A 25247-nucleotide genomic window follows, 5' to 3' on the forward strand; every position below is an offset into this window, starting at 1 on the left:
CCGAAAGTTGCGCTGTGAGGCCTTCATTATCCCAGCTTCCTTTGGTCTGCACTTACGCTGTCAGATTTCGCGCTTTCATGTGATCTCCCGACCGAGCTGATTAGTCGATTTGTTAACGTAATCCGATTGCAGGCTTCTCCTTGGAAGTGCCTCCCGTCGACTCCTTCAACAAAGCGATCAATGCCCGCAGCCCGGCGGGAATATGGCGATTGCCAGGAAAGTACAGGAACAGACCGGGTATGAGCGCACACACAGGCGAGCGATGCGAAGGCGATGCATCACGACTGTTCAATATGTCCGGCTGCGCCTACCATTACGGTAATAGCAGTAGGGGAGGCGTATGGACAGCTTCGGTACCGATACTCGCTTTACGGGCTCGATCCCCGAGCTCTATGAGAGCCACCTTGTTCCGCTGCTCTTCGAACCTTACGCCGCAGATCTCGCGAACAGGGTTGCCGGGCGTCATCCGTCACGCGTGCTTGAGACCGCCGCCGGCACTGGCGCAGTGACCCGCGCGATGGCGCATGCATTACCCCTGAATGTCGAGCTGGTTGCGACCGACCTGAATCAGCCGATGCTGGATCGTGCGGCGGCCATCGGCACCCCAGGGCCGATCAAGTGGCAACAGGCGGACGCGACCCGGCTGCCGTTCGACGACGCGAGTTTCGACGTCGTCGTCTGCCAATTCGGGGTCATGTTCTTTCCGGACAAAGCGCGTGCGTTTTCCGAAGCTCGGCGCGTACTTCGGAACGGCGGCGTGCTGTTGTTCAACGTCTGGGATCGCATCGAGGTGAACGACTTTGCCAATACCGTCACGGCAACGCTTGCCGGTCTCTTCCCCGCGGATCCTCCACTTTTCATGAGGCGCACGCCGCACGGCTATTTCGACACGGAACTGATCTCACGCGACCTCGCGGATGCGGGCTTCAGCGCGGCGCCGCACTTCGAGACGATTGCGGCGCGTAGCCGCGCGACATCGGCTCGCGTGCCAGCCGTCGGCCTTTGCCAGGGAACGCCCTTGCGCAGTGAGATCGAGGCCCGTTCTGGCGGCGGTGTGGACGACGCTACTTCCGCGTGCGCCACTGCGATCGCCGAACGATTCGGCACGGGACCGGTGGACGGAAAGATCCAGGCGCACGTGGTCATCGCTCAGCGCTGAGAGGGCCCGGCATTGCTGCAGCCGGTTGCAAAGTCAAACGGCCATTCACGCGGCGACTCGCCTCCAACGGCTGCGAATCCGCGGACGCTACCTCCGTTATGTAAGCCCGTGTGACCAAAGCCGATACACAGACCAGCAGTACCAGTGCAGTGGGTGATCGCCACTAACCCAGCACAAAGAGGCATCCGCTCACGCATGCTGACCTTCGTTAGCGCAGCCTCAGACATCACTTCCGCTTGCGCCTCCCCTGCACTCCGAGCCCGAACCTCCAAATCCAGAATTGCGTCCTCCGAGTTAATATGGATAGCTGAATGACAACGTGAGGATAGTCTATGAATGCATCGGTTATCTCTGCCCTGGCTGCACTAGTCGGCGCCGCCATCGGCGGCATGACTTCGGTTCTTGCCTCGTGGTTGACCCAACGCACCCAGGTTCGCGCGGAGTGGCTAGCGCATGACCTCACCTGGCGGCAGGATCTGTACAAGGCGTTCATCGAGGAAGCGACAAAGTGCTATGTCGACGCGCTGCAACACAACCAGCCCGATCTCGCCGGGCTCGGCAACCTCTACGCGAAGATCAGCCGTATGCGCATCCAGTCGTCGCGCGAAGTCGCGGACGAAGCCGACGTGATCGGACGCAAGATCGTGGACACTTATCTCGCGCCAGACAAGTCCTTCATCGAGATTCGCGAGATGCTCGCGGCTGGCTCGATCGACATTCTCGGCAAGTTCGGCGACGTGTGCCGCGCGGAATTCGAATCGCTGCGCGCACAGCAGTTCTGAACAGAATACGTGCGCCGTTCAACGCGGCTTCAGTTCGACAGGCGGATCGGCGAGATAGCCGCCGCCGAGCGCCTTCGTCAACACAATCTCCTGACTGAGCACTTGACCCTTGAGCGTGAGCAGGGCGACCTGTTCCGCGACCACGGGCTGGCGCGCTTCGAGCGCCGCGAGCCGGCTCGTCAGCCCGCGTTGATAGTAGGCTTCGACACTGTCCCTCGTGAACGCGACTGATTCGATCCGTTGTTTCTGCAACGCAGTCTCCGCGTCGAGGGACTGCAGACGGCTGCCCGTCTGCGCGACATCGCGTACGGCGTTGAGAACGGCCTGGTTGTACTGCTCGATCAACAGGTTGCTGCCCTCGCGGGCGCCGTTCAGGTTCGCGTTGAGCCTGCCGCCGTCGAAAATCGGCAAGGTCAGGCCCGGAATCAGGTTGATCTGCTGGCTTGCATGCGTGAAGAGGTCGGCGAGGTGCAAGGCGTTGAAGCCGAAAAATGCCTTGATATCGAAGCTCGGATAAAACGCCGCCTTCGCCGCGTCGATCCGGTCGAATGACGCCTCGACATACCATCGCATCGCCTGCAGATCGGGCCGCCGGGCCAGCAGTTCGTACGAGAGCGTCGTCGGCAACGCCGCCTGCGAGCGCGGCAGCGCAACGGGTTCGATGGCGGGCAGTCCGGCGGGCCCCGCGCCGACCAGCGCGCGCAGCGATTCGCGCAACTGCTTGATCTGCCCTTGCGCCGACACGATCTGCCCTTCAATGGCCAGTTGCTGCGCGCGTGCCTCTTCGAACTGGGTGCGGGCTTCGAGGCCTCGCGCCGCTCGCCCTTCGTGTGCTTGCACCGCGAACTCCGCGATTTCATGCGATTCGTTCAGCAGATCGATGAGCTGATAAGTCGTTTGAATGCCGTAGTAAAGCTGGGCGACATCCGTCGAGATTTCGATTTCGACAGCGGACGTCTCGGCGAGCCGCGCATTGCTCACGCCGAGCGAAGCGGCGACCTCCGCGCGTTGCTTGCCCCAGATGTCCACGTCCAGGCTCGCGCCAAGCCCGACGACACCTTCCGTGTACCACGGCCCCGTCAACCCCGCAGCCGGTTCGTTCCTTGCGAACGGGCCGAGAAAGCCGTTCGCCGAAATATGCTCGCGATCCAGCGACGCCAGCGCCGCCACCTGAAGGTTGGAACCCGCTCTGGCAAGCTCCACATCCGACTTTGCTTGCGCGACGCGCGTGCGCGCGATGACCATGGTCGGCGCATCGGCGAGCGCCTGATCGATCAGCGCGTCGAGCTGGGCATCGCGATAGCGCGTCCACCAACGCGCGGCGGGCCAGCCGTCGCGTGCGAGGTGGATGTCGTCCGCGAGATTGATTTGCTCCGGCGCGATCTCGGTGTAGGGCGTGCCGTTGTGATGGATCAGCGCGCACCCCGACAGCACGGACGATATCCACGCGATGCATAGAAAGCATCGACGCCATCGCCAGTCGCACAAACCCGATCGCGCGTTCATGCTCGCACCGCCGGTGATGCCGGCACCGCGACCGGTGCGTCGACGCGCCAGTCCGGCAGCCCCGCGATCTGCCGCGACAGTTCGTCCGCTGCGGCGATGAGCGGCCGATCGGCCAGTTGAGTCGGTTCGACCGCTTGCGCAGCGACCTCGATGCGCCGCGGCGCGTGTGCATCGGGTGGGTTGGCCGCGAGTTCCTCCGCGTACCGGTTGAGTTCGGCGCTGGCCTGTTGCTGGGCCGCCTGCACTGCGTCGATGGTGTGTGGGCTCGACGATCCCGCTTGCGCCACGAGCGCGCTGCGCAACGCATCACCCGCAAGCATGATCTCGCGTCCCTGCGCGAGCACCGTTTGTGCGCGCAGTGTCAGTTGCGACTGCTCGCCTTCCTGCCAGGCGGGCTCGAGCGCGACACGCGAGAGCGTCGTCTCGCAATCGGCCAGCACGGCCCACGCCTGCAACTGGCGCTGTGCATACGGCAGATCATCCCCTTTCTCGGCGCCAGCCTGCGAGGGGCGCAACTGTGCTGCAATCGCGCGCAACAGGGTTGCGAGCTTCTGTCGCAGCACATCGCCCTCGCCCTCGCGCCAGAACGACATCTGCACGAAAGTCGCCACGCAAACACCCAGCAGAATGCCGACCATCCGGTCGCGGATTTCAGTGAGGTTCGTGGTTGGGCCGAACTCTCCGAGCAATGCAAGCGAGAACGTAAACATCACCTGGAGGCCGGCATAGCTGATCCTCTCCGAACCCGCCGTTATCCACGCCCCTACGGCAACGACAGGCAACACGATCAACAGCAGGCCAACGATGTCGTCGAAATGCGGAACGATGAACACGACCGTGAACAACGCCAGCGCGCTGCCGACGGCGGCCCCGGAGAGCCGCAGCAACGCACGCTGCGTCGATGCGCCGAGGCTCGGCAGCGCGACGATCAGGCAGGTCAGCATGACCGTGTGGACGCCCTGCCAGTCCACGGCGTTGTAGAACACATAGCAGACGAGAACAGCGAGCAGCGTCTTCAGCGAAAAGCGCGTGTACGCGGGATTGGTCCACGCGTCGGGCGCGACCATCGGTTCGCTCGCGGGTGGCTTACCGGCCGCGGCGGCACCGCTTGTAACAAGATCGGCATACGCGCGCAGCGCTCGCTGCGATTCGGCAGCAGCAGGAATCGCGTCGGCGGCATTGCGCTCTTCAGGTGTCGCCGTGCTCACGTAGCGATAGGGCTCGCCAGTCATGACCGAGTCATCGAGCGCGCGGCAGTTCGCACGCAACTCGCGCAACATCGCCAGTTGCGCTGCCGACACGCCAGGCCAACTGAGCGGCAGTTCACTCGCTCCGCGATAAAGCCGCGACACGGTCGCAATGCACGCAAGCTGTGATGCCTGATGCTCGCGATAGTTTGCATCACGCATCGTCGTGAACCGCAGCAGCTTCTGCAGCGTGAGCGCGCCTTGCTGGACGGCCGCCAGCGTGATCGGCGCGGCGCTCGCCGTGCCGTCGATCAGCTGCGTCAGGCGCGCGTCCAGCGTCACGAGTTGCCGATGGATTTCCGCCTTGAGTTGCAATTGCGGTTCGGCAGGCAGCAGCAAGGTATTGACCACGAGCGTCAGGGCGATTGGATAGTTGACGGCGATCCACACCCACAACACCGCGCGGATCAGCAGGTCGGCCTGATCGGTCTGGTCCACGAAACTCTGCACGTAGATCACGACGATCGCGACGATGAAAAACACCACGCCGATCTTGAGCACCCGGAGCAGGTACACGCTGCCAAAGAACATCAGACTCGCGATGACGATGCGCAGCAACGGATAGTCGAATGTAAACTTCAACAGCAGGATCGACAGGCCGATGGCGAGCGTCGAGCCGACCATGAACATCACGCCGACCAGCCGCGTGACCACCACGTTCGACTGCGTGACATAGAACACCACGAGTAGCGACAACGCGAGTTCGGGCACCTCGAGCGCCATCGACACGACGATCACGATGGCGCTCGTCAGCATGGAACGCAACATGACGTTCAGACGCCCTGGAAACGGTGCAAGCTCGCGGCTCAGGAAAGCGCCTGCATCGCGCAGCGTGACGGGCAGATAGTCGGCGGCGGTCATGGGTTCCTCAATGGTGCTCGCCGCCGTCGCCGCGCCCGGGTTCCAGCACGGCCACCGCCGACGTACCGACGCGAAACAGTTCCGGGTTCGGCTTGTCGATGCGGATCTTCACCGGGAAGCGCTGCGATACATGCACCCAGTTAAGCGTGCGTTGAATGCGCGGCAATCCGCCGGGCAATGCAAGGCCGGCTTCATCGGGCGCGATACCATAGCTGATCGAGTCGACGCTGCCCTGGAAACGCTGGCCCGTATCGCTCATCAGATAGACCGTGGCAGGCGTCCCCGCCCTGACGCCCTTGAGTTCGGTCTCGCGAAAATTCGCGACCACGTACCAGTGGCGCGTATCGATCAACGTGAAGACCGGTTTGAGCGCCGTGGCAAACTGGCCGGTCGATGTCTTCAATGACACGATGCGTCCGTCGAACGGCGCTCGCACCGTCGCATACTCCAGGTTCAGTTCGGCCGTCGCGATCTCCGCCATGACGACGGCGCGTTGCGCGACCAGCGCATCGACGCCGCTCACAGCCGCCGCCGCCTGCTGCGCCTGCAGTTGCGCGGCGTTGAGTTCGGCCTGCGTGGAGCGTTGCGCGGTGCGCGCACGGTCGACGTCTTCCGCCGATACATAACCGTGTGACAACAGCGGCTCCATGCGGTGCAGCGTATCGGACGCCTGGCCGGCTGCGGCTCGCGCGCGCTCGACGGCCGCACGCACCGACTGCGCGTTGTACTGCTGCGCATTGACCGTGCGCTGGGTCAGCTCGATCTGGCGGTCGAGCGCGACGAGGGACGCCTGGCCCCGCGCGAGCGCATCCTGGTACGGGCGCGGATCGATACGGAACAACAGATCGCCCTGCTTCACCGCCTGATTGTCGCGCACGGCCAACTCGACGATGCGGCCGCTGACTTCGGGCACGACGTCGATCGTATCCGCGTAGACATAAGCGTCGTCGGTGCGAGGCGCCCGGTCCCACACCCGGATGACGTAGACGAGCAGCAACAGCGTCACCACGACCATCACGATGGCCGGCCATTTTCTCTTCGATGTCCTGCTGGCTGGGGTCGCCATTCATCCACCCGACAAAAATTCAATGTTGGAAGAACATCAACCAGACAGCGAGCGCGAGGAATGCGACAAGCGTGGGATACACCACGGCGGAAGGTCCCATCAGATTGTCGGCCTGTAAGCGCTTGAGGATCAGATAGATGACGACCGTGAGCACGACGCCAGCGACGATACAGAACAGCCAGTCGGGAAAGTACGCGCCCAGCACGCCAATGGATGGCGAATTTGCGCACCCTGACATCGGAACCGCGGCAATCGCGGCCGCGCCGATTGCACGCTTTGAACATCTGCCTCTGGCAAGTGGCATGTGTCGTTTCAAAGTCGTCTCTATGGTTGAAATCAATGTTACGCCTTGCAGATACGACGATGCGTCTCGCCTCGGATTTCAGGTTTTGGGCATTGAGGGAAACGGCTTCGGGCGCACCGGAGATGTGACGCTTGCTTTGCATTTCCAACAAAGCGCCTTCATCCAAAGGCCTTCTGAAGAAACTGACAGCGCACCTTTCAAGATCGTAGCCTGTGGGCCGCCCGTCGACAGATGGCAGGCGCACGAAGCCGTCACAATAACGCCGAAAAAGGTATTCCGCATTACATGAATATGTAATGCCGCCGCCATGGCTCCTCTTCCTGGTCAAACTCTGACGCACTCCACATTCATGTAGTAGCGGCCCGCAAATGCGCTGACTATCATCAAGCCGGGGTCGAAAGTTGGCTCGAGAATCCGGCACGTCACATTGATTGCGCACGGCGTCTTTTTGTCTAATGAGAATCGAGGAACCGCATCATGCAAGCTCCCTTTGGAGAAGACAGAACGTGGCAGTCCGCGACGGCGCGCCTCTCGAACGAAAGCGAAATGCAACGGCCCATTGTGTCCAGTCGCGCGCGCCCGATGTGCGGCAAAGGCAAGTTTTCGAAATGCGCGATCCGGATTCTGGAGCGCAATGGACAGATCTCGGCAACCATTGCGTGGAGCGACGCGACCTCCTGCTGCTACGGCGAACAGACATGGCGGCGCTGCATCGCGAGGAAAGCCGGGGTTTGCGCACTGAGCGGCCAGACCATTGCAACCGGCGATGCCGTGTATCGACCCAGGCGTGGCCGACCTGCCCCACGAAACGTCGAAGCGATGATCCTGGCTACCGTCATGGACGCAACCCCCGTGGAGGAAACAGTCTGACAGATAAAATCCGGCTCTGCGTCAACAACGATAACGCCATGCTCGGCCGACGTATTTCATATCTATGTAATCCGAATCTTGTTCCGGTGTCCTGCCGTTACTCAAACAGTGTCGAGCGCCAATAGCCTGTCCAGGCTGATTCCAGATTCATGTAATAGCCGCGCTTCGCCACGCTCACTAACATCAAGAACCTGACATTGCGGACCGTTCAGATCAGCCACTACGGCTGGATGATTGCACCGCGCTCATCCGGACGTGTCTCTTTGGTCTCTCTGCGAAAGCATCGCACTCGTAGTAATTCATTCACCTATGGAGATGTGAAATGGCGACGATAGCTGCCGACTACATGGTTGGTGCACTAGTCAACGCGGGCGTGAAGCGCGTGTTCGGTGTCGTGGGGGATTCGCTCAATGGATTCACGGACTCGCTGCGCCGGGATGGTTCGATTGAATGGGTTCACATGCGGCATGAGGAAAGCGCGGCTTTCGCCGCTGGCGCCGAGGCTCATCTCACGGGGCAGCTCGCAGTCTGCTGCGGAAGTTGCGGTCCGGGGAATCTGCACCTCATCAACGGCTTGTTCGACTGCCAACGCAGCGGCGTTCCCGTTCTTGCTATCGCCGCGCATGTCCCAAGCACGGAAATCGGCATCGACTATTTTCAGGCGACTCACCCCGAAATCCTGTTCAAGGAATGTAGCCACTACGTCGAACTCGTCACCAGCCCGGACCAACTGCCGCAAATTCTGGGCCGCGCCATCCGGACAGCGGTTGCGCGTAAAGGCGTCGCTGTTGTCGTCATACCTGGAAATGTGGCGCTCGGACCTCTAACCAAACCTGTGCCGACCTGGAGCGCGCCTTCCGCTCCGGTGATTCACCCATCAAACGACGATGTGACGGAACTCGCAGGCCTGCTGAACCGTTCGTCGCGAGTGACGTTGCTGTGTGGGGCCGGCTGCAAGGATTCCCATGCGGAAGTCGTAGAACTTGCCCGCAAACTGCAAGCACCGATCGTGCACTCGCTGCGAGGCAAGGAATACATCGAATACGATAATCCATTCGATGTGGGCATGACGGGCCTTGTCGGTTTCGCTTCTGGTTATTCCGCGATGAAGAGTTGCGACATGCTCCTGATGTTGGGCACCGACTTCCCTTATCGACAGTTCTACCCGGAGAAGGTGACTATCGCGCAGGTCGATACACGCGCGGAAGCGCTCGGCAATCGATGCCCGATAGAGCTTGGCGTATTGGGAACCGTCAAGGATACGCTCAATGAACTTCTTCCCAAGATTCAGCAGAAAACGGACAGCAGCTTTCTGAATCGCGCACTCGACGACTATCGCAAGGCTCGCCAGAGTCTGGATGCGCTGGCGGAGCCGGAAGCGGGCAGCAGCACGATCCATCCGCAGTATGTGACGCGGCTCGTCAGCGAACTCGCGGACGAAGATGCGATCTTCTCCTGCGACGTCGGCACGCCCATCGCATGGACCGCGCGATATCTGAAGATGAACGGCAAACGACGACTGGTCGGTTCGTTCAACCACGGTTCGATGGCCAATTCGTTGTTGCACTCGATCGGCGCGCAGGCTGCTTTCAGGGACCGACAGGTGATCTCGATGTCGGGTGACGGCGGCTTCACCATGATGATGGGCGAGTTCCTGACGCTGATTCAAACCCGTTTGCCGGTCAAAGTCGTCGTGCTCAACAACGGAACACTCGGCTTCGTGGAAATGGAGATGAAGGCCAGTGGGTTCATCGATACGGGATGTGACCTGAAAAATCCGAACTTCGCCGCGATGGCCAACGCGATAGGAATCAAAGGCGTGCGCGTCGAGCATCCTGCGGAGCTGGAAGGCGCCCTGGCCGAAGCATTCGCCCATCCGGGCCCGGCTCTCGTCGACGTAGTGAGCGCGCGTCAGGAACTCGTGATGCCTCCCGCGACCACCACTGATCAGGCCTACCACTTTGGGCTGTTCATGCTTCGTGCCGTCATGGACGGTCGAGGCCAGCAGCTCATCGATCTCGCAAAGGTCAACCTGTTCCGGTAACGCGGTCCGCAAAACTCAACGGAAATCGAACCATGTCCAGCAAGGCCGTCAGCACCGTCAATGTTGCATCAGACCGCCAGCCCATCCACATGGGTTTCGTCATCGCCTGGCTTTTCTGTGCCGCGTTCTACTTCATGCAGTACATGCTGCGTTCGGCGCCGGGCGTGATGATACCCGAGCTGAGTGCGGCGTTCGCCCGCGATGCGCTGGGCGTGGGCGCGCTAGTCGGCCTGTACTACTACACCTATGCGCTGTTCTCGATCGTTTGCGGTGCGTTGCTCGATCGGCTCGGCGGCAAGGCGGTCATTCCGGGCGGCATCGTCCTCGTTGCCGTCGGCGCGGCGCTGTTCGGTCTGGGCAGCGTGGAGGCGGCGCAGGTCGGCCGCCTGCTGCAAGGCGCGGGTTCGGCGTGTGGGTTCATCGGCGCGGTGTATCTCGCCACGCACGGCTTTCCCCCGCGTTCTCTTGCGACGGCGGTGGGCTTCACTCAATGCTTCGGCATGCTGGGCGGCTCCGCTGGGCAGTTCGCCGTTGCCCCGCTGATTCACGGCCTCATCACGTGGCAAAAGTTCTGGTGGCTGTCCGGCCTTGTCATCCTTTTGATCGCCGTGCTGGTGTTCTTCGCGACGCCCGCAGTCCATGACGACAGCCCAGCCAACCAGGGCTCATGGATGAAGATGTTCGCGCCATACAAGGAAGTGCTGTCCAATCCGCAGTCGTATCTCTGCGGCTTCTGCGCCGGCCTGCTGTTCCTGCCGACTACGATCGGCGACATGATCTGGGGTATTCCGTTCCTGCACAACGGTCTCGACGTCAGCTATGCGGAGGCTGTCAATCGTGCGAGCATGGTGCCGCTCGGCTGGGTGATCGGCTGCCCGCTGTTAGGTTACCTGTCTGACCGTCTGGGGCGTCGCAAGCCGGTGTTGATTGCCGGCGCACTCCTGATGCTTGTGTCGGGCGCGGGCATTTTCTATCTGCCAGCCGGTGTGGCGCCGCCATATGTGCTCGGGCTGCTGCTCGGCATCGGCTCCGGTGCGGCAATGCTGCCCTACACGGTCATCAAGGAAGTCAATCCCGACAACGTGAAGGGCAGCGCCAGCGGTGCGATCAATTTCCTGGTCTTCACGTTCAGCGCCTTGCTCACGCCCGCGTACGGCAAGCTGCTTGCCCACGTCGCGAGCGGCGGCGCCATGGATCTGCCGGTGTTCCGCGCAGCCGGCTCGTGGCTGCTCGGTGGCATCGTGCTCGCAATGGTGCTGGCGATGTTCATGCGCGAGACCGGACCACGCGGACGTGCGAACGCGTGAGACTGTACGGCCAGGCCAGCGTTTTGTGATCCTATCCGAAGGATGGGCCGCCGACGCCGCGACGTCCGGGCGTTTGGTGGTGGCCGCAAGATTTCCGTATCGGGTCGGTGCTAACACGCATCAGGCGTCAGGCATCGAACGTGGTTGTCGACGACGTTTCGAGTTGCAGTTTGCCGGCCTGCCGGACGAGAGTGGCAAACGAATCCGCCTGCATTTTTTTCATGATGTGGCCGCGATGCACCTGCACGGTGTATTCAGTGATGCCAAGGATTGCCGCCGCCTGCTTGTTGAGCAAACCGCTTGCGAGTAGCGGCAACAGCTCCTGCTCACGAGGTGTCAGCGATTGATAGAGCGCTTGAAGCGTCGCTGCATTCCGCGCTTCCTCGCGAAGAACGTATGCTCTCGCGAGAGCCGCGTCGACCGCGCGCATCAATGCATCTTCATCGACAGGCTTGGTGAGGAAGTCGACAGCCCCGCCTTTCATGGCAAGAACCACGGACGGCACATCTCCCATTCCGGTAATGAAAATGACCGGAATGGGAGAGTCCATGCGAAGAAGCTTCTGGACTTCCAGGCCATTCATGCCTGGCATTTTCATATCCAGGATCAGACATGCCACCACATTTCGATGCGGTGTCTCCAGAAACGCTTTACCGGAGCTGAATGCCTGGACGTCTCTTCCGTTTGCGCGCAGCAGCGCAGAGAGTGCTTCTCGCACCCGGCTGTCGTCGTCCACCACATAGACCAGTTCGTTTGCGGATTCCATGGAACCCCCTGTAGTCAGGCAAACCTCCCCTAACGTCGGTACAGTCGATCTGCGATAGACGCGCAGAATGTGCCTCTCAGGCGGGCGTGCCGACGAGAAATTATAGCCGTGCGAATCGTTGCCCGGAAGCGTAGGGAGCCGCATCGTGCATTACATGATTATGTAATGTCAGCGCCGTATATGAAATTGTAGGCTGAGCGTTCCGCCTTGTCCGCTTGATTGGAAATCCCGATGCGGCGCACTCGGAAACACGTCGTTGCTATCAGCCCACTATGCTCTTCCAAACCGCGTCTTCGAAAAGCTTTGATCCCCAAATGCAAGCAGCGATTCGCCATGGTGTGACGGATCGCTGTCTCCTCGTATCCGTTTCGTGCGCACTGCACTGCGCGCGACCAGGCCTCGCACGTACTACATAAAACAACCGACGACACCCCCGCTCAATTTGCGCAAGGCACCATTGCGCGGGAAGATCCTGCCATTGGGGGAGACATGCAAAGTATCACTGTCCAATGTGCCGACGAACTCGGAGGTTGACATGCTTACCGTGTTGATACCACGTTCGTCTCGAGATGTTGCCCTAAGCGTCGCCGTATCCGGTGCGTCGGGCATGGCAGAATTACTAGAACCGGTTTCGGGCATCATCAGCCTCCTCTTTGTTGTCCTGATCGCGCACTTTTTCGGCAGGAGCTTCGGGCGTCTGGCCGCTGGGTTCGCCTCGCTTGGGATAGCCGGAATGGCGTTCACCGCCGGTCACCCTCCGCTTGCCTCCGGCTCTATCGCCCATTCCGCCGTCGCAATCGCAGCGGCATGGCTTTGTGCCGAGCTGGCCTCCCGGCGCCCCCGGCAGCCTGACTCAACGGCCGGATCGAAGGATGGACAGTTCGATGAGCAACTCCGCCAACTGAACCAGACACTTCAAAGTATTAGCAGTCTTCTTCCCGGCCATGTGTGGACCGCGCTGCCCACTGGTCACATCGAATACCTGAGCCCCAGCCTGTGCGAATACACAGGCATAAAGGAAGCACACCACTGCGACTCTTTCCGAGCCGCAATCCACCCTGACGACCTGGAGACAAACGACCGATACTGGGGGGCGCTTCTGGCCGGAAACGACATGGGAGAGCTCGAGCTTCGACTCCGACGTACTGACGGCGAGTACCGGTGGTTTCTCTGCCGTGTCAAAACGATAAGAAACGAAAGTGGACGGCTACTGCGATGGATCGGTGTGAGCTGGGACATACACGACCGCAAGACCGCTGAATCCCTGCTTCGAATCGAAGAAGAAACCTATCGGCGCATTGTGGATAGTGTGCCGGCATGCGTATGTGTCGGTGGACCCACCGGCGAGCTTGTCTACGTGAATAAAGTCGGCGTCGCCGCGTTGGGACGACCGATGGAGGAAATAGTCGGCGACCGATGGATGGCTTACATTCATCCCGATGACCTGCCCGCCGCACGGCAGCAATGGAATGCGTGCATTGCCGCGCGTGAACCGGTCGACATTGCCGTGAGGATGCTGCGGCGCGACGGCATATACCGCTGGCAGCGTCTTCTCGCCGAGCCATCACGCTCGTCGAGCGGGGACGTCATCAACTGGTACCTCGTCGGAATAGAAATGGAGGAGACCATCAAGGCTCAACAGGCGTTGGCGGCCAGTGAGAAAGAAGCCCGAGAACTCCTCGATCGATTACCCGGCCGCTTCGCTACCCGGACAGAGCACGAGTTCGACTACGTGAGTCAGCAGATTCTTGAGGAAACGGGTACGACGCTTAAGGGCATACAGAATCTCGGCTTTCTGAGTTTCATTCACCGCGATGACCGCGACCGGATAGAGGCGGGCCATCGTCGCTCTCTTCAGGAAAAGAGCGCGCACGATACGACCTATCGATGGGCAGACCGCGACGGTAACTATCGATGGCACCACGCGCGCTCCGTTCCTTACTTCAACGATGACGGAAGCGTCTACAAGTGGTATGCCGTGACTGTCGACATTGACGATCTTTACAGGTCTAAAGAGGTGATCCACGAAAATGAGGTTCAACTGAACTGGCTGGCGGAAACCGTTCCTGGCCTGCTCTGGCGTACGGACTCCCATGGCCGCCTGCAATACGCCAACAAGCGCACTGAAGACTACACCGGGCTGCAGCTCGATGATTTGGTGGCGAACGGCTGGCTTCACCTGGTGCATCCGGATGACTCCGCGTCGACCGTTGAAGCCTGGCAGGATTCCATCGATAGCGGGAGGCCTTTTGACTGGGTCTATCGGCTCCGCGCGGCCGACGACACGTATCGATGGTTTCAATGCAAAGGCGCACCTATGCGGGGTGCCAACGGTGACATTTTGAATTGGTATGGGCTTTCGACGGATATCCACGACCGGCAGTTAGCCGAGGAGGCTCTTCGCTCGGAAGAGCTTAATTTGCGAAGGCTCGTGGACGCATTGCCCGTGATGATCTTGCGCGCCACACCGCAAGGAGATGTCGACCGGTGGAATCGACAAATGCTGAAGTTCATGGGCAAGGGCGAGGAAGAATTCGACAGAGAAATGTTACTTAACCTCATCCCCGAAGCTGACCGCCTTCGCGTCCGTTCGCGCTGGAGGCAAGCTGTCCAGGAAGGTGCGTCCTATCAGGACACGTACCAGGTGACGGGCGCCGATGGGAAACTGCGCTGGTATCTCGCGCGCGGCGAACCGTTTCGCGACGAAAGCGGGCAGGTCCTGCACTGGTACGGCGTATGTACGGACATCAACGATCTCAAGCAAACGGAAGCAGTGCTCGAACAGCGGGAGCACCAACTACACGAGCTTATCGAGACCATCCCGGCCATGCTCTGGTGCAATGACCCACAAGGCAGGCTCACTTACGTCAATCGGAAGACCTCCGAATTTGTTGGCCTGGATATTTCACAACTCGAGAACCTCGGCTATCAGAAGACCTTCCATCCCGACGATCTGGACAGCCTGCTTCAGGCGTGGACACACTCGATCGAGACTGGCGAACCGTACTGCCATGTTGCGCGGCTTCGCCGAAAAGACGGCGTCTATCGCTGGTACCAGAACACTGCCGAAGCAATGAGAGACGCCGACGGCAACATTGTTCAATGGTATGGGCTCAGTCTTGATATCGACGAGCGCAAGCGCGCGGAGGACCGGCTCAGACAGACTCAGGCTGAACTCGCGCGTGCAACCCAGATTGCCACGGTCGCAGAACTCTCGGCGTCGATCGCACATGAACTCAATCAGCCTCTCACGTCCGTTATCGCCAATGCGCAGGCTTGCAAACGGTGGCTCGCGGCGTCGCCGCCCAATTTGGGCGAAGCCAGGGTTTCCGTGGAGAGCGTCGTTCGAGATGCCCGTTCCGCGGACGAGACGATGCAAAGCATCCGCGCACTGTTCAAGCGGCAAACATTCCAGAAACGGGAACGGAATGTGAAAGACATGGTCCTCGAAGCCGTCCGTCTGCTACGGGAAGACGAAACCAGACGTAGCGCCGACATCGAGTTCGACTTGCCCGATGGCCTGCCTCCAGTGTTCGTCGATCAGATACAGATTCAGCAGGTTCTTCTTAACCTCATCACGAACGGCATAGAGGCCACGGAGAACTCGGGACGCACACCCAGGATTCTGATTGCCGCGAACCCGGTTGACGACCGGTCCGTACTGCTCGAAGTCATCGATAACGGCTCGGGCATCGTCGACGACGACAGCATATTCGACGCATTCGTCACGACCAAGTGCAAGGGGATGGGCATCGGACTTGCGGTTTCCCGTTCCATTATCGAGGCTCATGAGGGTCGGCTTACCGCCTCCAATAACGAGGGCTACGGAGCGACCTTCGGCGTCGTCCTCCCCGTCTTGCCTGTCCAGATTTCCCAACCGGAGGCGGGCGCGAGAGAGTGCAACCGGGCGACTTTCGCCATGCGTCCGCCGCCTGCTCCAATGCCCTCCGTCGCTTCAACCACAGAGCCTCGTCGACAAAAACAGACTTGACTCCAGATTCATGTAATAGCCGTCAGACATACGGCCAACTACCATCGAAACCAGGTAGAACACTGGAGCGACCACGGCTCGATGACTTCAACGCTGCTATCGCAGTCGCCGGTCTGCGCCGGTTATTGTCCCAATACAGCGGCCTCAAACGAATGGATATTTAAGCAATGATTCGCATTGGAAATCTGACTGTCTTCCCGGACCGGCGAGAGATATTCGTCGACGGCTCGCCTGTCGAGCTTGGCTGCAGAGCGATGGATGTTTTTCTCGTCCTTATCGAAGCAAACGGCGCATTGGTGACAAAGGAGAAGCTGATAGATCAGGTGTGGCCGACCACCATAGTCGTGGACAACAATCTTCACGTGCACATCTGCGGGATTCGTAAAATGATGGGCGAGGATCGTAAGTTGCTGGTATCCGTACCTGGCCGCGGCTATCGTCTGTTGAGACCGGTTCAGCTGCCGCATGCCGCCTCGATTTTCGTCGAATGTACTGACTCAAGGCGGGGTGCGCAGTAGTTTTTTCTCTTCGAGCGCGCAACTCGCCTGGCGCGACACGTCCCGCTCAAAACAACTTGCCGGCGCCTACAAATCTGGCAGCGCTTGTCCTAAGGCAGAGGTGGACCGGCCACCGACGCCTTCAGGCGATGCTGTCGAGCAGGTCCAGCAACGCGTCCCCATCGACAGGCTTTCTGAAGAAACCTAGTGCGCCTCTCTGCTGATAGTAGTTCTCCGTATGCTCGCCCGGCTTGCCGGTAATAATGATGACGGGCATTGCTGCGCCAGAATGAACCACACGCTCGAGCACTTGCAAGCCGTCGATGGGCCGCATTCCCAAATCCGTTATAACGCATAACAGCTCCAGATAGCCGTCTGAAAAGAAATCCTGTGCCGATTCGTAGAGCCGTGTTCCATACCCGCCTGAGGCCAACAGGTTTGCAAGAGAGGTCAGAACCCGCCGATCGTCATCAATCACGGCAACGGTTCGAACCGGAGGCGCGAGCATTTCTTTCCTCCGGGTCATGGAGTCTCACAGAGGTTTGGCGTTGGCGTCAGGCATCGAACGTGGTTATCGACGAGGCTTTGAGTTGGAGTTTGCTTGCCTGCCTGACAAGAGTCGCAAATGAATCCGCCTGCATTTTTTTCATGATGTGGCCGCGATGCATTTGCACGGTGTATTCGGTGATACCAAATCGAAAGGCTTTGTGAGGAAATCAACTGCCCCGTCCTTTATGGCAAGACCGTAGTTGAATGCCTGGACGTTCGTTCCGTTTGTGCGCAATAGTGCAGAGCGTGCTTCTCGCACCCGACTGTCGTCGTCAGCCAGGTAGACCAGTTCGTTTTCGGATTCCATAGAACCCCTCTGCGGTCAGGTAAAAACCTCTCCTAACTTCGGTACAGTCGATCTGCAGTAGGCCCGCTAAATGTGCTGCTCAAAGGGCGTGCCGATGAGAAATTATAGTCATCGGAATCGTCGTCCGGAAGTGTGAGGAGCCATGTCGTGCATTACATGATTATGTAGTGTCACCACCACGTATGAAGTTGTAGGCTTATTGTTTGGCCTCATCGGCCGCGGCGCATAGCGCCGGTTGTTCCAGATACACCATCTTCTACAGCGTAATCACGGCCGTCACCAGAGCCAAAGTAACTATTTATGCTTGAACGCTGCTTACAAAGGAATATTGGCACTTGTCCAAGTGTTCAATGATTTGAGGCTCGATTGCGCCTCGCCCATCAACCATGGCAAACTTTCTATGAACCGGTGCAAGGTCGGCCTCTACGCCAGGACATTTTTCGTCGGATACGTGTACTGCTCGGGGTGGAATGCGACTCCATTCGCACAGCTCTATGAAAAGTTCAAAACCGATCCGCGCGTTCAGACAGCCGTCATTGATACCAGCCATCACTGTATGCTCACCGAGCCATTGAAAACCATCGAGGTCCTCGCTAACCTCGCATAAGCGGGTGTCTCTCATTCCTGTCTACTGGCCACCCTTGCGGATGTGCGGCGCGCATTGTCTTTGGATAAGCCGGGTCGAAATATAGTCGTGGTTCACTTGGCTTCCGAACGATGAGCGAGTGCGATCGCATCGAGACCCGCCAGCACGAATCGCACAAAATCCTCTGCAAGCGCATCCTTGTCCCTGGCGATAGCGGGCAATAGAGCAGACTGCATCTGCTTTGGCGCGATCATCATGGCGATGCAGGGCAACACTGAAAACATCAAAGCCCGCTGAACCACGGGCGTGGTCGGGTCCAGCCCCAGCACGCCGCCGATCACCTTGAGCAGGAATGCGGCCTTCGGACGCACCGCTTTCTCGATGAGCGCCGGGATGGCTTTCGACGGTGACAGCACTTCGCGCAGCATCAGCATAAAGCCCCAAGGCGTGCCCGCGTTCGTTGAAAGACCGACGAAACGCGAGAGGACCGCGCGCAACTGATCCTTGGGATCGTCGAGGCCCGCAGCAAGCTCGGCCAGCTCGTCAAGACCCACGACTTGCCGGTGCGCCTCGACCAACGCTGCTTCGTAAAGCGCTTCCCTGCTTCCAAAGTGATAGTTCACCGACGCCATCGGTGTGCCCGCGCGTTCGCAAATTTCCTTGCTGGTGGCATCCGCGAAACCACGTTCGGCGAACACCCGGCCTGCAGTCTCGAGCAGGTGCTGACGAGTCGCCGCGCCGTCAGGGCGCGAGGCCCGTCTAGGCTGGGTCGCGGCTGTCTTTTTCGGGGTGGTCGGCATGGTCGAAGACTTACATTCCAGAAATAGTTTGAATTTGAATTCAAATTCGCATAGTATCCATTCTACTTGATCTGCGTCCGGTCCGCGAACGGACGCGCCGACATGAAATGCTGAGTCAGCACGGCAGCCGGATCGCCCTCGCGGAGACCGCAGATTGAACTCATCGCGCGCGTTCCGTCGTGTTGAGTCGATCCGCCCAGTGTCCCGATCGGGACACCACAGGGTTTTAATTATGGATGACTTAGTAAATAAAAATCTCTCGGTGGGCGTTTTGTCTAACCCCACGCGAGCGCAACGATTTGCCGGCGCCGCACTTTCCGTGCTGGTCGTCGCCCTGCTATCGGCCTGCTCGCGGCACGAAACGGCGACTTACCAAGGCTACGTCGAAGGTGAATTCGTCTACCTCGGCTCCTCGCAAGCCGGCAAGCTCACGGCGTTGTCGGTCTCTCGCGGACAAACGGTCAAGGCGAACGCCTCGCTATTTTCCCTTGAAGCCGACGATGAAACCCACGCGCTCGTCCAGGCGCAGCAACAACTCGCGGCGGCCCGCGCTCAACTCGCCGACATCCGGACCGGCAAGCGCGTGCCCGAAGTCGACGTCAACCGTGCGCAACTGGCCGAGGCCGTAGCCAACGCCCGCAAGGCCGCGCTGCAACTGACGCGGGACGAAGCCCAATACCGCGCGGGCGGCATCGCAAAAGCTCAACTCGACGATTCGCGCGCGAATGCCGACTCCACCGCCGCACAGGTTCGGGAGCTCACCCATCAGGTCGACGTGGCTCGCCTGCCGGCCCGTTCACAACAGATCGTCGAACAGGAGGCGCAAGTAGCCGCTGCCGATGCCGTGGTTGCGCAGGCGCAATGGAAGCTCGATCAGAAACGCGTCAGCGCGCCATCAGAAGGCCTTGTCTATGACACGCTCTATCGCCAGGGTGAATGGGTGTCCGCCGGCAGTCCGATCGTCCAGATGCTGCCGCCGCAGAACGTCAAGGTGCGTTTCTTCGTTCCGGAGACGATCGTCGGGCAGTTGGCATTCAATCGCGGCGTGACGCTGCATTGCGACGGCTGCGCGGCTGACGTGCCAGCGAAGATCACTTACGTGTCGAATCAGGCTGAATACACGCCGCCCGTCATCTATAGCAACGAAAGCCGCGCCAAACTCGTGTTCATGGTCGAAGCCCACCCGTCGATTGCGGACGCGACGAAGCTTCATCCGGGCCAACCTGTCTCGGTGGTGCTGCAATGAACGACGACACCCAACAGTACGTGATCGACGTGCATGACCTGAACAAGCGCTTCGGCAACAAGCACGTTGTCAACAACGTCTCGTTGCAGGTCGGCCGCGGCGAAATCTTCGGCTTTCTCGGGCCAAACGGCAGCGGCAAGACGACGTCCATCCGTCTCATGTGTGGCTTGCTCACACCGGATTCGGGCAGCGGCACCTGCCTCGGCTACGACATCGTGCGCGAGAGCGAGCAGATAAAACGCAATGTTGGGTACATGACCCAGCGCTTTTCCTACTGGGAAGACCTGACCATCCGCGAGAATCTCGACTTTGTCGCGCGCATCTACCAGATGCGCAACCGGCGCGAGGCGGTGGATCGCTCGCTGGAATCGCTCGGCCTGCAGACGCGCGCGAACCAGTTGACCGGTTCCTTGTCGGGCGGGTGGAAGCAGCGGCTCGCGCTGGCCGCCTGCATGTTGCACGAGCCGAAACTGCTGTTGCTCGACGAGCCCACCGCCGGCGTGGATCCCACCGCACGGCGCGACTTCTGGGAAGAACTGCACCGCCTCGCCGCCACCGGCATATCAGTGCTCGTCAGTACTCACTACATGGATGAAGCCGAGCGCTGTCACAAGCTCGCTTATATCGCTTACGGGAAGATGCTCGCGCGCGGCACCGCGAGCGAAGTGATCGAATCACAAGGCCTTTCGACGTGGTCGATCCATGGCGAACACCTGAGCAAACTATCCGAGCAGCTTCGCACGACGCCCGGCGTCGACCAGACCGTCGTGTTCGGTTCCGCGCTGCACGTCAGCGGGCGCGATCATGAAGCGCTCGAAGCCGCGGTGCGGCAAGCGGTGGCCGGAACCTCGCTGCGCATCGAACCGATCGGCACGGGGCTCGAGGATGTGTTCATCTATCTGATGAGCCATTCGAAAGACAATTTCGGAGCGCCGTCATGAGGAATCGCACCGTCTTCTCCTTGACGCGCTGGTGGAGCATCGTTCTCAAGGAGTTTCTTCAACTGAGGCGTGACCGCGTCACCTTCGGCATGATCGTCGGGTTGCCGATCATCCAGCTGGCACTGTTCGGCTTCGCGATCAATACCGACCCGAAGCATCTGCCGACAGCCGTCATCATCCACGACCAGAGCGAGTTTTCCCGCAGCTTCGTTGCGGCGATGACGAACTCCGCTTATTTCGACATCGTCGAAATCTTGCCTGACGAGGAGGCCGGACGCCGCGCGCTCGCTCAGGGTAAGGTCCAATTCGTGCTCAACGTGCCGGTGGATTTCTCGCGCAAACTGCTGCGTGGCGAGCATCCGTCACTACTGGTCGAAGCCGACGCGACCGATCCCACCGCAACGAATACCGCCGTCAGCGCGCTGCCGAAACTCGTCCAGCCGGTCGCGAACAAAGATCTCACGGGGCCGCTCGCGCACCTGAACGGCACGCAAAACGCATTCGACGTGCAGGTTCACAATCTCTACAACCCCGAAGGCCTGACGCAATACAACGTCGTGCCCGGACTGATGGGCGTGATCCTCACTATGACGCTCGTCATGATGACCGGCCTCGCCGTGACTCGCGAACGCGAGCGCGGCACGATGGAAAACCTGCTCGCCACTCCTGTTCTGCCAATCGAAGTGATGACCGGCAAGATCGTGCCCTATGTCGTCATCGGGCTTATTCAGGCGTCGATCATTCTTGCCGCGACGCGCTACGTTTTCCACGTTCCGTTTGTCGGGAGCGCGCTGGCCATCTATCTCTCGGCGCTGCTTTTCATCGCGGCGAATCTGACAGTGGGCATCACGCTTTCTTCGCTCGCACAAAACCAGTTGCAGGCGATGCAACTCACCGTCTTCTACTTCCTGCCGAACATCCTGCTTTCGGGTTTCATGTTCCCGTTCGCGGGCATGCCGGCATGGGCGCGGTTTATCGGCAACCTCTTGCCGCTGACCTATTTCAACCGGCTGATTCGCGGCATTTTGCTCAAGGGCAATGGCTGGGCCGACCTGTGGCCGTCGGTGTGGCCGATGGCGCTCTTCACGGCAATCGTCATGGCCATTGCATTGCGCTTCTACCGGCGCACGCTCGACTAGGGGGACACGATCATGAAGCAACTCGTTTTCCTGTGCTCACTCGTGCTATGCGGCTGCGCAGTGGGACCGGACTTTCACGCGCCCGCGGCGCCGGACACGCAAACCTACACGCACAAGGCCGAGTCATCTCGTACGGTATCGGCCGGCGGCACAGAGGGTTCCTCGCAAACCTTCACGGCGGCGGACACGCCGCTACCGATGTGGTGGCGCCAGTTTCACTCGGCGCAGCTTGATCGTCTTGTCGAGCAGGCACTCAGCCAAAGCCCTACCTTGGCGCAAGCCCGCGCAAAGCTGATCGAGGCGCGCGAAAACTATAACGCCCAGTCGGGTGCGACACGATTTCCGAGCGTCGACGCGAAGATTTCGGCAACGCGTCAACAAGTCGATCTCGCGGCTTTCGGCATTCCGAATGTCGAGAACCCCGGGCCGTTTTCGCTATTCAATGCGTCGGTGATGGTGTCCTACACATTCGACGTTTTCGGCGGCAATCGCCGGGCGCTCGAAGCCACGTTGGCGCAGGTCGACTATGAGGCGTTCCAACTGGATGCAGCGCGCTTGTCCATTGCGGGCAATGTCGTGTCGACGGCCGTGCAGCGCGCATCGTTGCAACAACAGGTCTTGCTGACGCAGCGTCTTGCAGATGCACAGGCGCAGCAACTCGGCATCATGGAGGCACGCTTTGCCGCCGGTGGTGTGTCGCAGCTCGACGTGAACAGCCAGCGCACGTTGCTCGCGCAGACGCGTGCGTCGCTGCCGCCACTCGCTACGCAGCTCGCGCAGGCGGATCACCAGCTTGCGATCCTGGTGGGCGACGCCCCGTCTAAAGCAGATTTCGATCAACTCACGCTGGACTCGCTTCACCTTCCGGTTGAGATACCCGTCACGCTGCCATCGACACTTGCACGGCAACGTCCTGACATCCGCGCCTCTGAAGCGCTATTGCATCAGGCCAGCGCAAACGTGGGCGTTGCAACGGCGAATCTGTATCCGCAGTTTTCGCTATCGGCGGGAATCGGCTCTGAACGCACGAGTATTCAGGACATTGTGAATGGCCTGAACATCTGGAATATCGGCCTGAATCTGACGCAGCCCATTTTTCACGGCGGCGAACTGCATGCGAAGAAACGTGCCGCCCAGGCCGCCTATGACGCTGCGTTTGCGAGCTATCAGCAAACGGTACTTCAGGCGCTGCAACAGGTCGCAGATGCGCTGACGGCATTACATAACGATGCGCGCGAGTTGCATGCACGCGACGACGCCGCGCGACAGGCTCGAGCGAACCTCGAGATTGCGCGCGCGCAGTATTCAGCGGGTGGCGTCAGCCAGTTCAGCCTGCTCGACACGCAACGTCAAGCGCTGCAGACCGCTCTCGACCAGACGCATGCGCAGGCTGCCCGGTTGGGCGACACGGCCGCGCTGTTTCAGTCGCTGGGTAGCAGCGAGGCTGACGTGACGTTAGGGAGCGCGCCGTAAGGGCGAGAGGCCGCTTTGCGTGAGCACATATATCATGGAGTGATATATAATCGGGTCGAAGGCCCGCGGCGGAATCCGGAGTGTGGCCTCGCCCCATGTGATATCGCCCTCTCAAATTCCTATTCGACCCTTGTCCCGCTACGCTCTCATCCGCTGGCTCGCCAGCTTCGCCCCCCACCCCATTGCCGTCCGGTGGCCGGAGCGCCTGAGATCGGGTCTCGGCGCCTTGCTCGGGATTGCGTTCACCGGCGGGACCATGCACGTCCTTCTCGGACCGGCGGCGAACATTCCGCTTCTCGTCGCGCCAATGGGCGCTTCGGCCGTGCTGCTGTTCGCGGTTCCCGCCAGTCCGCTTGCGCAACCGTGGTCGATTATCGGCGGCAATATCGTCTCCGCGACAGTCGGCGTCGCCTGTGCAAACTGGATCGCCGCTCCAGTGGGCGCGGCTGCCTTGGCCGTCGCGCTGGCGATCTGTGCGATGTTTGCGCTGCGCTGCGTTCACCCGCCGTCGGGCGCGGTCGCGCTGACCGCGGTCCTCGGCGGTCCGGCGGTGCACGCGTTGGGCTACCGCTTCGTGGCCGAGCCGATTGCGATCCAGTCGGTGACGCTGCTGTGCGGTGCCATCATCTATCACGCTGCTACCGGGCATCGATACCCGCACGTCGCCCAGGCGAGTTCGGTCAAAGGCGCGGGCGCATCGGCTTCGGCGTCGAATGAAGGTTTTACGCGCGCGGACCTCGAAGCAGTGTTGAACCGGCGCGGCGAATTGCTCGATATCGACACGGACGATCTGGAATCCCTGTTGCGCGATGTTCAGTTGCAGGCCTACGCCCGTACGTTCAATGAACTGACCTGCGCGGACATCATGTCGCGGTCGCTCGTCGCCGTGTCGGCCACCACGCGAGCTTCCGCCGCGTGGAGTCTGCTGAAGCAGCGTCAGATCAAGGCACTTCCGGTCACCGACGAAAAGCAGCACGTGATCGGCATCGTGACCCGCGCCGACCTCGTCGACAAACGCGCGTTCGGCAAAGCGCCCGGTCTGTCGTCTCCCATGCAGCGCTGGTTCAGGCGCAGCGTCACGCCGGCGCCGCTGGTCGGCGCCCTGATGAATGTCGACGTCCGTACCGTCGACGCAACGACGCCCATCGTCGAACTGGTGCCCGTGTTCGCGAACTACGGGCATCACCATATCCCGGTTCTGGACTCGAGACAGCGGCTTGCCGGAATGATCACGCAGGCCGATCTCATCGCGGGACTGTATCGCCAGGCTTACGCCAAGCAGCGAACCACGGCATAGCCACCGTCATACCCACCGAGGTCGAACACGGACATACATATCACGTCATGATATAATTCGCGTTTCACTTCTTTCTCCACGGCGCTCCGATGAAAACACTCACGCGCGGCTTGACCAAGGCGAACTTCGAGCAACTGTCCGAGTTTCGCTACCAGATGCGGCGCTTCGAGCGTTTTTCTGAACAGGCCGCCCAGGGCGAAGGCATCACGCCGTTGCAGTATCTGCTGCTCCTGCATATCAAGGGTTATCCGGAGCGCGACTGGGCGACCGTCGGCGAGCTTGCGGAACGGCTGCAGGCGCAGCATCACGGCGTGGTCGCGCTCGTGTCCCGCTGCGAGGCGCTCGATCTGGTCCGCAGAAAGGTCAGTGAGACGGACCGCCGCCAGGTCGAGGTTCATCTGTTGAAGGCAGGCGAGCAGGTGCTCGCCCGTCTCGCCGAGATGCACCGTGCCGAGCTGAAGTCGCTCAAAGGCGCGTTTAACGTCCCCCAGATCGATATTTGAGTCACC

Annotated in this window: 22 protein-coding genes; 14 read left to right on the forward strand and 8 right to left on the reverse strand. The window is 60.4% G+C overall.

Annotated elements, in window-relative coordinates:
* Positions 1–340 precede the first annotated feature (340 nt).
* Together ACQKRQ_RS07530 and ACQKRQ_RS07535 are read left to right on the forward strand one after the other, a co-directional pair.
* Positions 341–1159, forward strand: a complete 819-nt coding sequence (locus ACQKRQ_RS07530; protein ID WP_427476167.1) for a class I SAM-dependent methyltransferase — start codon at positions 341–343, stop codon at positions 1157–1159.
* A gap of 332 nt (positions 1160–1491) precedes the next feature.
* A complete protein-coding gene (locus tag ACQKRQ_RS07535; protein WP_427476169.1) occupies positions 1492–1941 on the forward strand; it encodes a hypothetical protein in 450 nt (149 codons plus the stop codon).
* Between the two features lie 18 nt (positions 1942–1959).
* On the opposite strand, the gene ACQKRQ_RS07540 is transcribed toward ACQKRQ_RS07535, so the two are convergent.
* From ACQKRQ_RS07540 to ACQKRQ_RS07555, 4 genes are read right to left on the reverse strand one after another with little or no spacing between them, the layout of a single operon-like run.
* Positions 1960–3447 (reverse strand): MdtP family multidrug efflux transporter outer membrane subunit, encoded by a 1488-nt coding sequence (locus ACQKRQ_RS07540; protein ID WP_427476171.1) that lies wholly within the window; start codon positions 3445–3447, stop codon positions 1960–1962.
* Complete coding sequence (locus ACQKRQ_RS07545; RefSeq protein WP_427476173.1) at positions 3444–5555, reverse strand: FUSC family protein; 2112 nt, start codon at positions 5553–5555, stop codon at positions 3444–3446. The genes ACQKRQ_RS07540 and ACQKRQ_RS07545 overlap by 4 nt, the downstream gene beginning before the upstream one ends.
* 7 nt (positions 5556–5562) lie before the next feature.
* Complete coding sequence (gene mdtN / locus ACQKRQ_RS07550; protein WP_427476175.1) at positions 5563–6621, reverse strand: multidrug transporter subunit MdtN; 1059 nt, start codon at positions 6619–6621, stop codon at positions 5563–5565.
* Positions 6622–6640: 19 nt separating this feature from the next.
* Complete coding sequence (locus tag ACQKRQ_RS07555) at positions 6641–6826, reverse strand: YtcA family lipoprotein (protein WP_243658205.1); 186 nt, start codon at positions 6824–6826, stop codon at positions 6641–6643.
* Between the two features lie 4 nt (positions 6827–6830).
* Here ACQKRQ_RS07555 and ACQKRQ_RS07560 point away from each other — a divergent pair, with 4 nt between their 5' ends.
* The 4 genes from ACQKRQ_RS07560 to ACQKRQ_RS07575 all read left to right on the forward strand — a co-directional run bounded on the left by ACQKRQ_RS07560 (position 6831) and on the right by ACQKRQ_RS07575 (position 11146).
* Entirely contained in the window at positions 6831–7214 is a 384-nt protein-coding gene (locus tag ACQKRQ_RS07560) for a hypothetical protein (RefSeq protein WP_427476177.1), read from the forward strand.
* A 188-nt stretch (positions 7215–7402) separates the two neighbouring features.
* A complete protein-coding gene (locus tag ACQKRQ_RS07565) occupies positions 7403–7795 on the forward strand; it encodes a DUF3331 domain-containing protein (RefSeq protein ID WP_427476179.1) in 393 nt (130 codons plus the stop codon).
* Between the two features lie 322 nt (positions 7796–8117).
* Entirely contained in the window at positions 8118–9839 is a 1722-nt protein-coding gene (gene poxB, locus ACQKRQ_RS07570) for a ubiquinone-dependent pyruvate dehydrogenase (RefSeq protein ID WP_427476181.1), read from the forward strand.
* Positions 9840–9973: 134 nt separating this feature from the next.
* Entirely contained in the window at positions 9974–11146 is a 1173-nt protein-coding gene (locus ACQKRQ_RS07575) for an MFS transporter (RefSeq protein ID WP_427477141.1), read from the forward strand.
* 127 nt (positions 11147–11273) lie between these two features.
* Here the strand turns inward: ACQKRQ_RS07575 and ACQKRQ_RS07580 are convergent, their stop codons facing one another.
* Positions 11274–11912, reverse strand: coding sequence for a response regulator transcription factor (locus tag ACQKRQ_RS07580; RefSeq protein WP_427476183.1), 639 nt, complete (start codon positions 11910–11912; stop codon positions 11274–11276).
* Positions 11913–12447: 535 nt separating this feature from the next.
* Here ACQKRQ_RS07580 and ACQKRQ_RS07585 point away from each other — a divergent pair.
* Positions 12448–15903, forward strand: a complete 3456-nt coding sequence (locus ACQKRQ_RS07585; RefSeq protein WP_427476185.1) for a PAS domain-containing sensor histidine kinase — start codon at positions 12448–12450, stop codon at positions 15901–15903.
* Between the two features lie 167 nt (positions 15904–16070).
* Positions 16071–16421, forward strand: coding sequence for a winged helix-turn-helix domain-containing protein (locus tag ACQKRQ_RS07590; RefSeq protein WP_427476187.1), 351 nt, complete (start codon positions 16071–16073; stop codon positions 16419–16421).
* A gap of 121 nt (positions 16422–16542) precedes the next feature.
* On the opposite strand, the gene ACQKRQ_RS07595 is transcribed toward ACQKRQ_RS07590, so the two are convergent.
* The 3 genes from ACQKRQ_RS07595 to ACQKRQ_RS07605 form a co-directional block, all read right to left on the reverse strand.
* The gene (locus tag ACQKRQ_RS07595; RefSeq protein WP_427476189.1) at positions 16543–16908 is read right to left on the reverse strand and encodes a response regulator; all 366 of its coding nucleotides are present in this window, start codon (positions 16906–16908) and stop codon (positions 16543–16545) included.
* Between the two features lie 46 nt (positions 16909–16954).
* Positions 16955–17068, reverse strand: a complete 114-nt coding sequence (locus ACQKRQ_RS07600) for a hypothetical protein (RefSeq protein ID WP_408178884.1) — start codon at positions 17066–17068, stop codon at positions 16955–16957.
* An 887-nt stretch (positions 17069–17955) separates the two neighbouring features.
* Complete coding sequence (locus ACQKRQ_RS07605) at positions 17956–18642, reverse strand: TetR/AcrR family transcriptional regulator (protein WP_408432374.1); 687 nt, start codon at positions 18640–18642, stop codon at positions 17956–17958.
* A gap of 271 nt (positions 18643–18913) precedes the next feature.
* Between ACQKRQ_RS07605 and ACQKRQ_RS07610 the strand changes: the two genes are divergently transcribed.
* The 6 genes from ACQKRQ_RS07610 (at position 18914) to ACQKRQ_RS07635 (ending at position 25241) form a co-directional block, all read left to right on the forward strand.
* Positions 18914–19888 (forward strand): HlyD family secretion protein, encoded by a 975-nt coding sequence (locus tag ACQKRQ_RS07610; RefSeq protein WP_427476190.1) that lies wholly within the window; start codon positions 18914–18916, stop codon positions 19886–19888.
* On the forward strand, positions 19885–20829 hold the full coding sequence (locus ACQKRQ_RS07615; RefSeq protein WP_427476192.1) for an ABC transporter ATP-binding protein: 945 nt from the start codon (positions 19885–19887) through the stop codon (positions 20827–20829). The genes ACQKRQ_RS07610 and ACQKRQ_RS07615 overlap by 4 nt, the downstream gene beginning before the upstream one ends.
* Positions 20826–21968: an ABC transporter permease gene (locus ACQKRQ_RS07620; protein ID WP_132375905.1), complete on the forward strand. Its 1143-nt coding sequence runs from the start codon at positions 20826–20828 to the stop codon at positions 21966–21968. The genes ACQKRQ_RS07615 and ACQKRQ_RS07620 overlap by 4 nt, the downstream gene beginning before the upstream one ends.
* A 12-nt stretch (positions 21969–21980) precedes the next feature.
* Positions 21981–23441: an efflux transporter outer membrane subunit gene (locus ACQKRQ_RS07625; RefSeq protein WP_427476194.1), complete on the forward strand. Its 1461-nt coding sequence runs from the start codon at positions 21981–21983 to the stop codon at positions 23439–23441.
* Between the two features lie 130 nt (positions 23442–23571).
* Positions 23572–24738, forward strand: a complete 1167-nt coding sequence (locus ACQKRQ_RS07630) for an HPP family protein (protein WP_427476196.1) — start codon at positions 23572–23574, stop codon at positions 24736–24738.
* An 89-nt stretch (positions 24739–24827) separates the two neighbouring features.
* On the forward strand, positions 24828–25241 hold the full coding sequence (locus ACQKRQ_RS07635; protein ID WP_012431895.1) for a MarR family winged helix-turn-helix transcriptional regulator: 414 nt from the start codon (positions 24828–24830) through the stop codon (positions 25239–25241).
* The last annotated feature ends 6 nt before the right edge of the window (positions 25242–25247 follow it).

The organism is Paraburkholderia sp. NPDC080076 (genome assembly GCF_050281145.1).
Lineage (GTDB): Bacteria > Pseudomonadota > Gammaproteobacteria > Burkholderiales > Burkholderiaceae > Paraburkholderia.

Bases quoted from the DNA above. Each gene is read 5' to 3' on its own strand.
- ACQKRQ_RS07530 (WP_427476167.1), top strand. From the start codon at position 341: ATGGACAGCTTCGGTACCGATACTCGCTTTACGGGCTCGATCCCCGAG.
- ACQKRQ_RS07535 (WP_427476169.1), top strand. From the start codon at position 1,492: ATGAATGCATCGGTTATCTCTGCCCTGGCTGCACTAGTCGGCGCCGCC.
- ACQKRQ_RS07540 (WP_427476171.1), bottom strand. From the start codon at position 3,447: ATGAACGCGCGATCGGGTTTGTGCGACTGGCGATGGCGTCGATGCTTT.
- ACQKRQ_RS07545 (WP_427476173.1), bottom strand. From the start codon at position 5,555: ATGACCGCCGCCGACTATCTGCCCGTCACGCTGCGCGATGCAGGCGCT.
- mdtN (WP_427476175.1), bottom strand. From the start codon at position 6,621: ATGGCGACCCCAGCCAGCAGGACATCGAAGAGAAAATGGCCGGCCATC.
- ACQKRQ_RS07560 (WP_427476177.1), top strand. From the start codon at position 6,831: ATGGATGGCGAATTTGCGCACCCTGACATCGGAACCGCGGCAATCGCG.
- ACQKRQ_RS07565 (WP_427476179.1), top strand. From the start codon at position 7,403: ATGCAAGCTCCCTTTGGAGAAGACAGAACGTGGCAGTCCGCGACGGCG.
- poxB (WP_427476181.1), top strand. From the start codon at position 8,118: ATGGCGACGATAGCTGCCGACTACATGGTTGGTGCACTAGTCAACGCG.
- ACQKRQ_RS07575 (WP_427477141.1), top strand. From the start codon at position 9,974: ATGCAGTACATGCTGCGTTCGGCGCCGGGCGTGATGATACCCGAGCTG.
- ACQKRQ_RS07580 (WP_427476183.1), bottom strand. From the start codon at position 11,912: ATGGAATCCGCAAACGAACTGGTCTATGTGGTGGACGACGACAGCCGG.
- ACQKRQ_RS07585 (WP_427476185.1), top strand. From the start codon at position 12,448: ATGCTTACCGTGTTGATACCACGTTCGTCTCGAGATGTTGCCCTAAGC.
- ACQKRQ_RS07590 (WP_427476187.1), top strand. From the start codon at position 16,071: ATGATTCGCATTGGAAATCTGACTGTCTTCCCGGACCGGCGAGAGATA.
- ACQKRQ_RS07595 (WP_427476189.1), bottom strand. From the start codon at position 16,908: ATGCTCGCGCCTCCGGTTCGAACCGTTGCCGTGATTGATGACGATCGG.
- ACQKRQ_RS07600 (WP_408178884.1), bottom strand. From the start codon at position 17,068: ATGCATCGCGGCCACATCATGAAAAAAATGCAGGCGGATTCATTTGCG.
- ACQKRQ_RS07605 (WP_408432374.1), bottom strand. From the start codon at position 18,642: ATGCCGACCACCCCGAAAAAGACAGCCGCGACCCAGCCTAGACGGGCC.
- ACQKRQ_RS07615 (WP_427476192.1), top strand. From the start codon at position 19,885: ATGAACGACGACACCCAACAGTACGTGATCGACGTGCATGACCTGAAC.
- ACQKRQ_RS07620 (WP_132375905.1), top strand. From the start codon at position 20,826: ATGAGGAATCGCACCGTCTTCTCCTTGACGCGCTGGTGGAGCATCGTT.
- ACQKRQ_RS07625 (WP_427476194.1), top strand. From the start codon at position 21,981: ATGAAGCAACTCGTTTTCCTGTGCTCACTCGTGCTATGCGGCTGCGCA.
- ACQKRQ_RS07635 (WP_012431895.1), top strand. From the start codon at position 24,828: ATGAAAACACTCACGCGCGGCTTGACCAAGGCGAACTTCGAGCAACTG.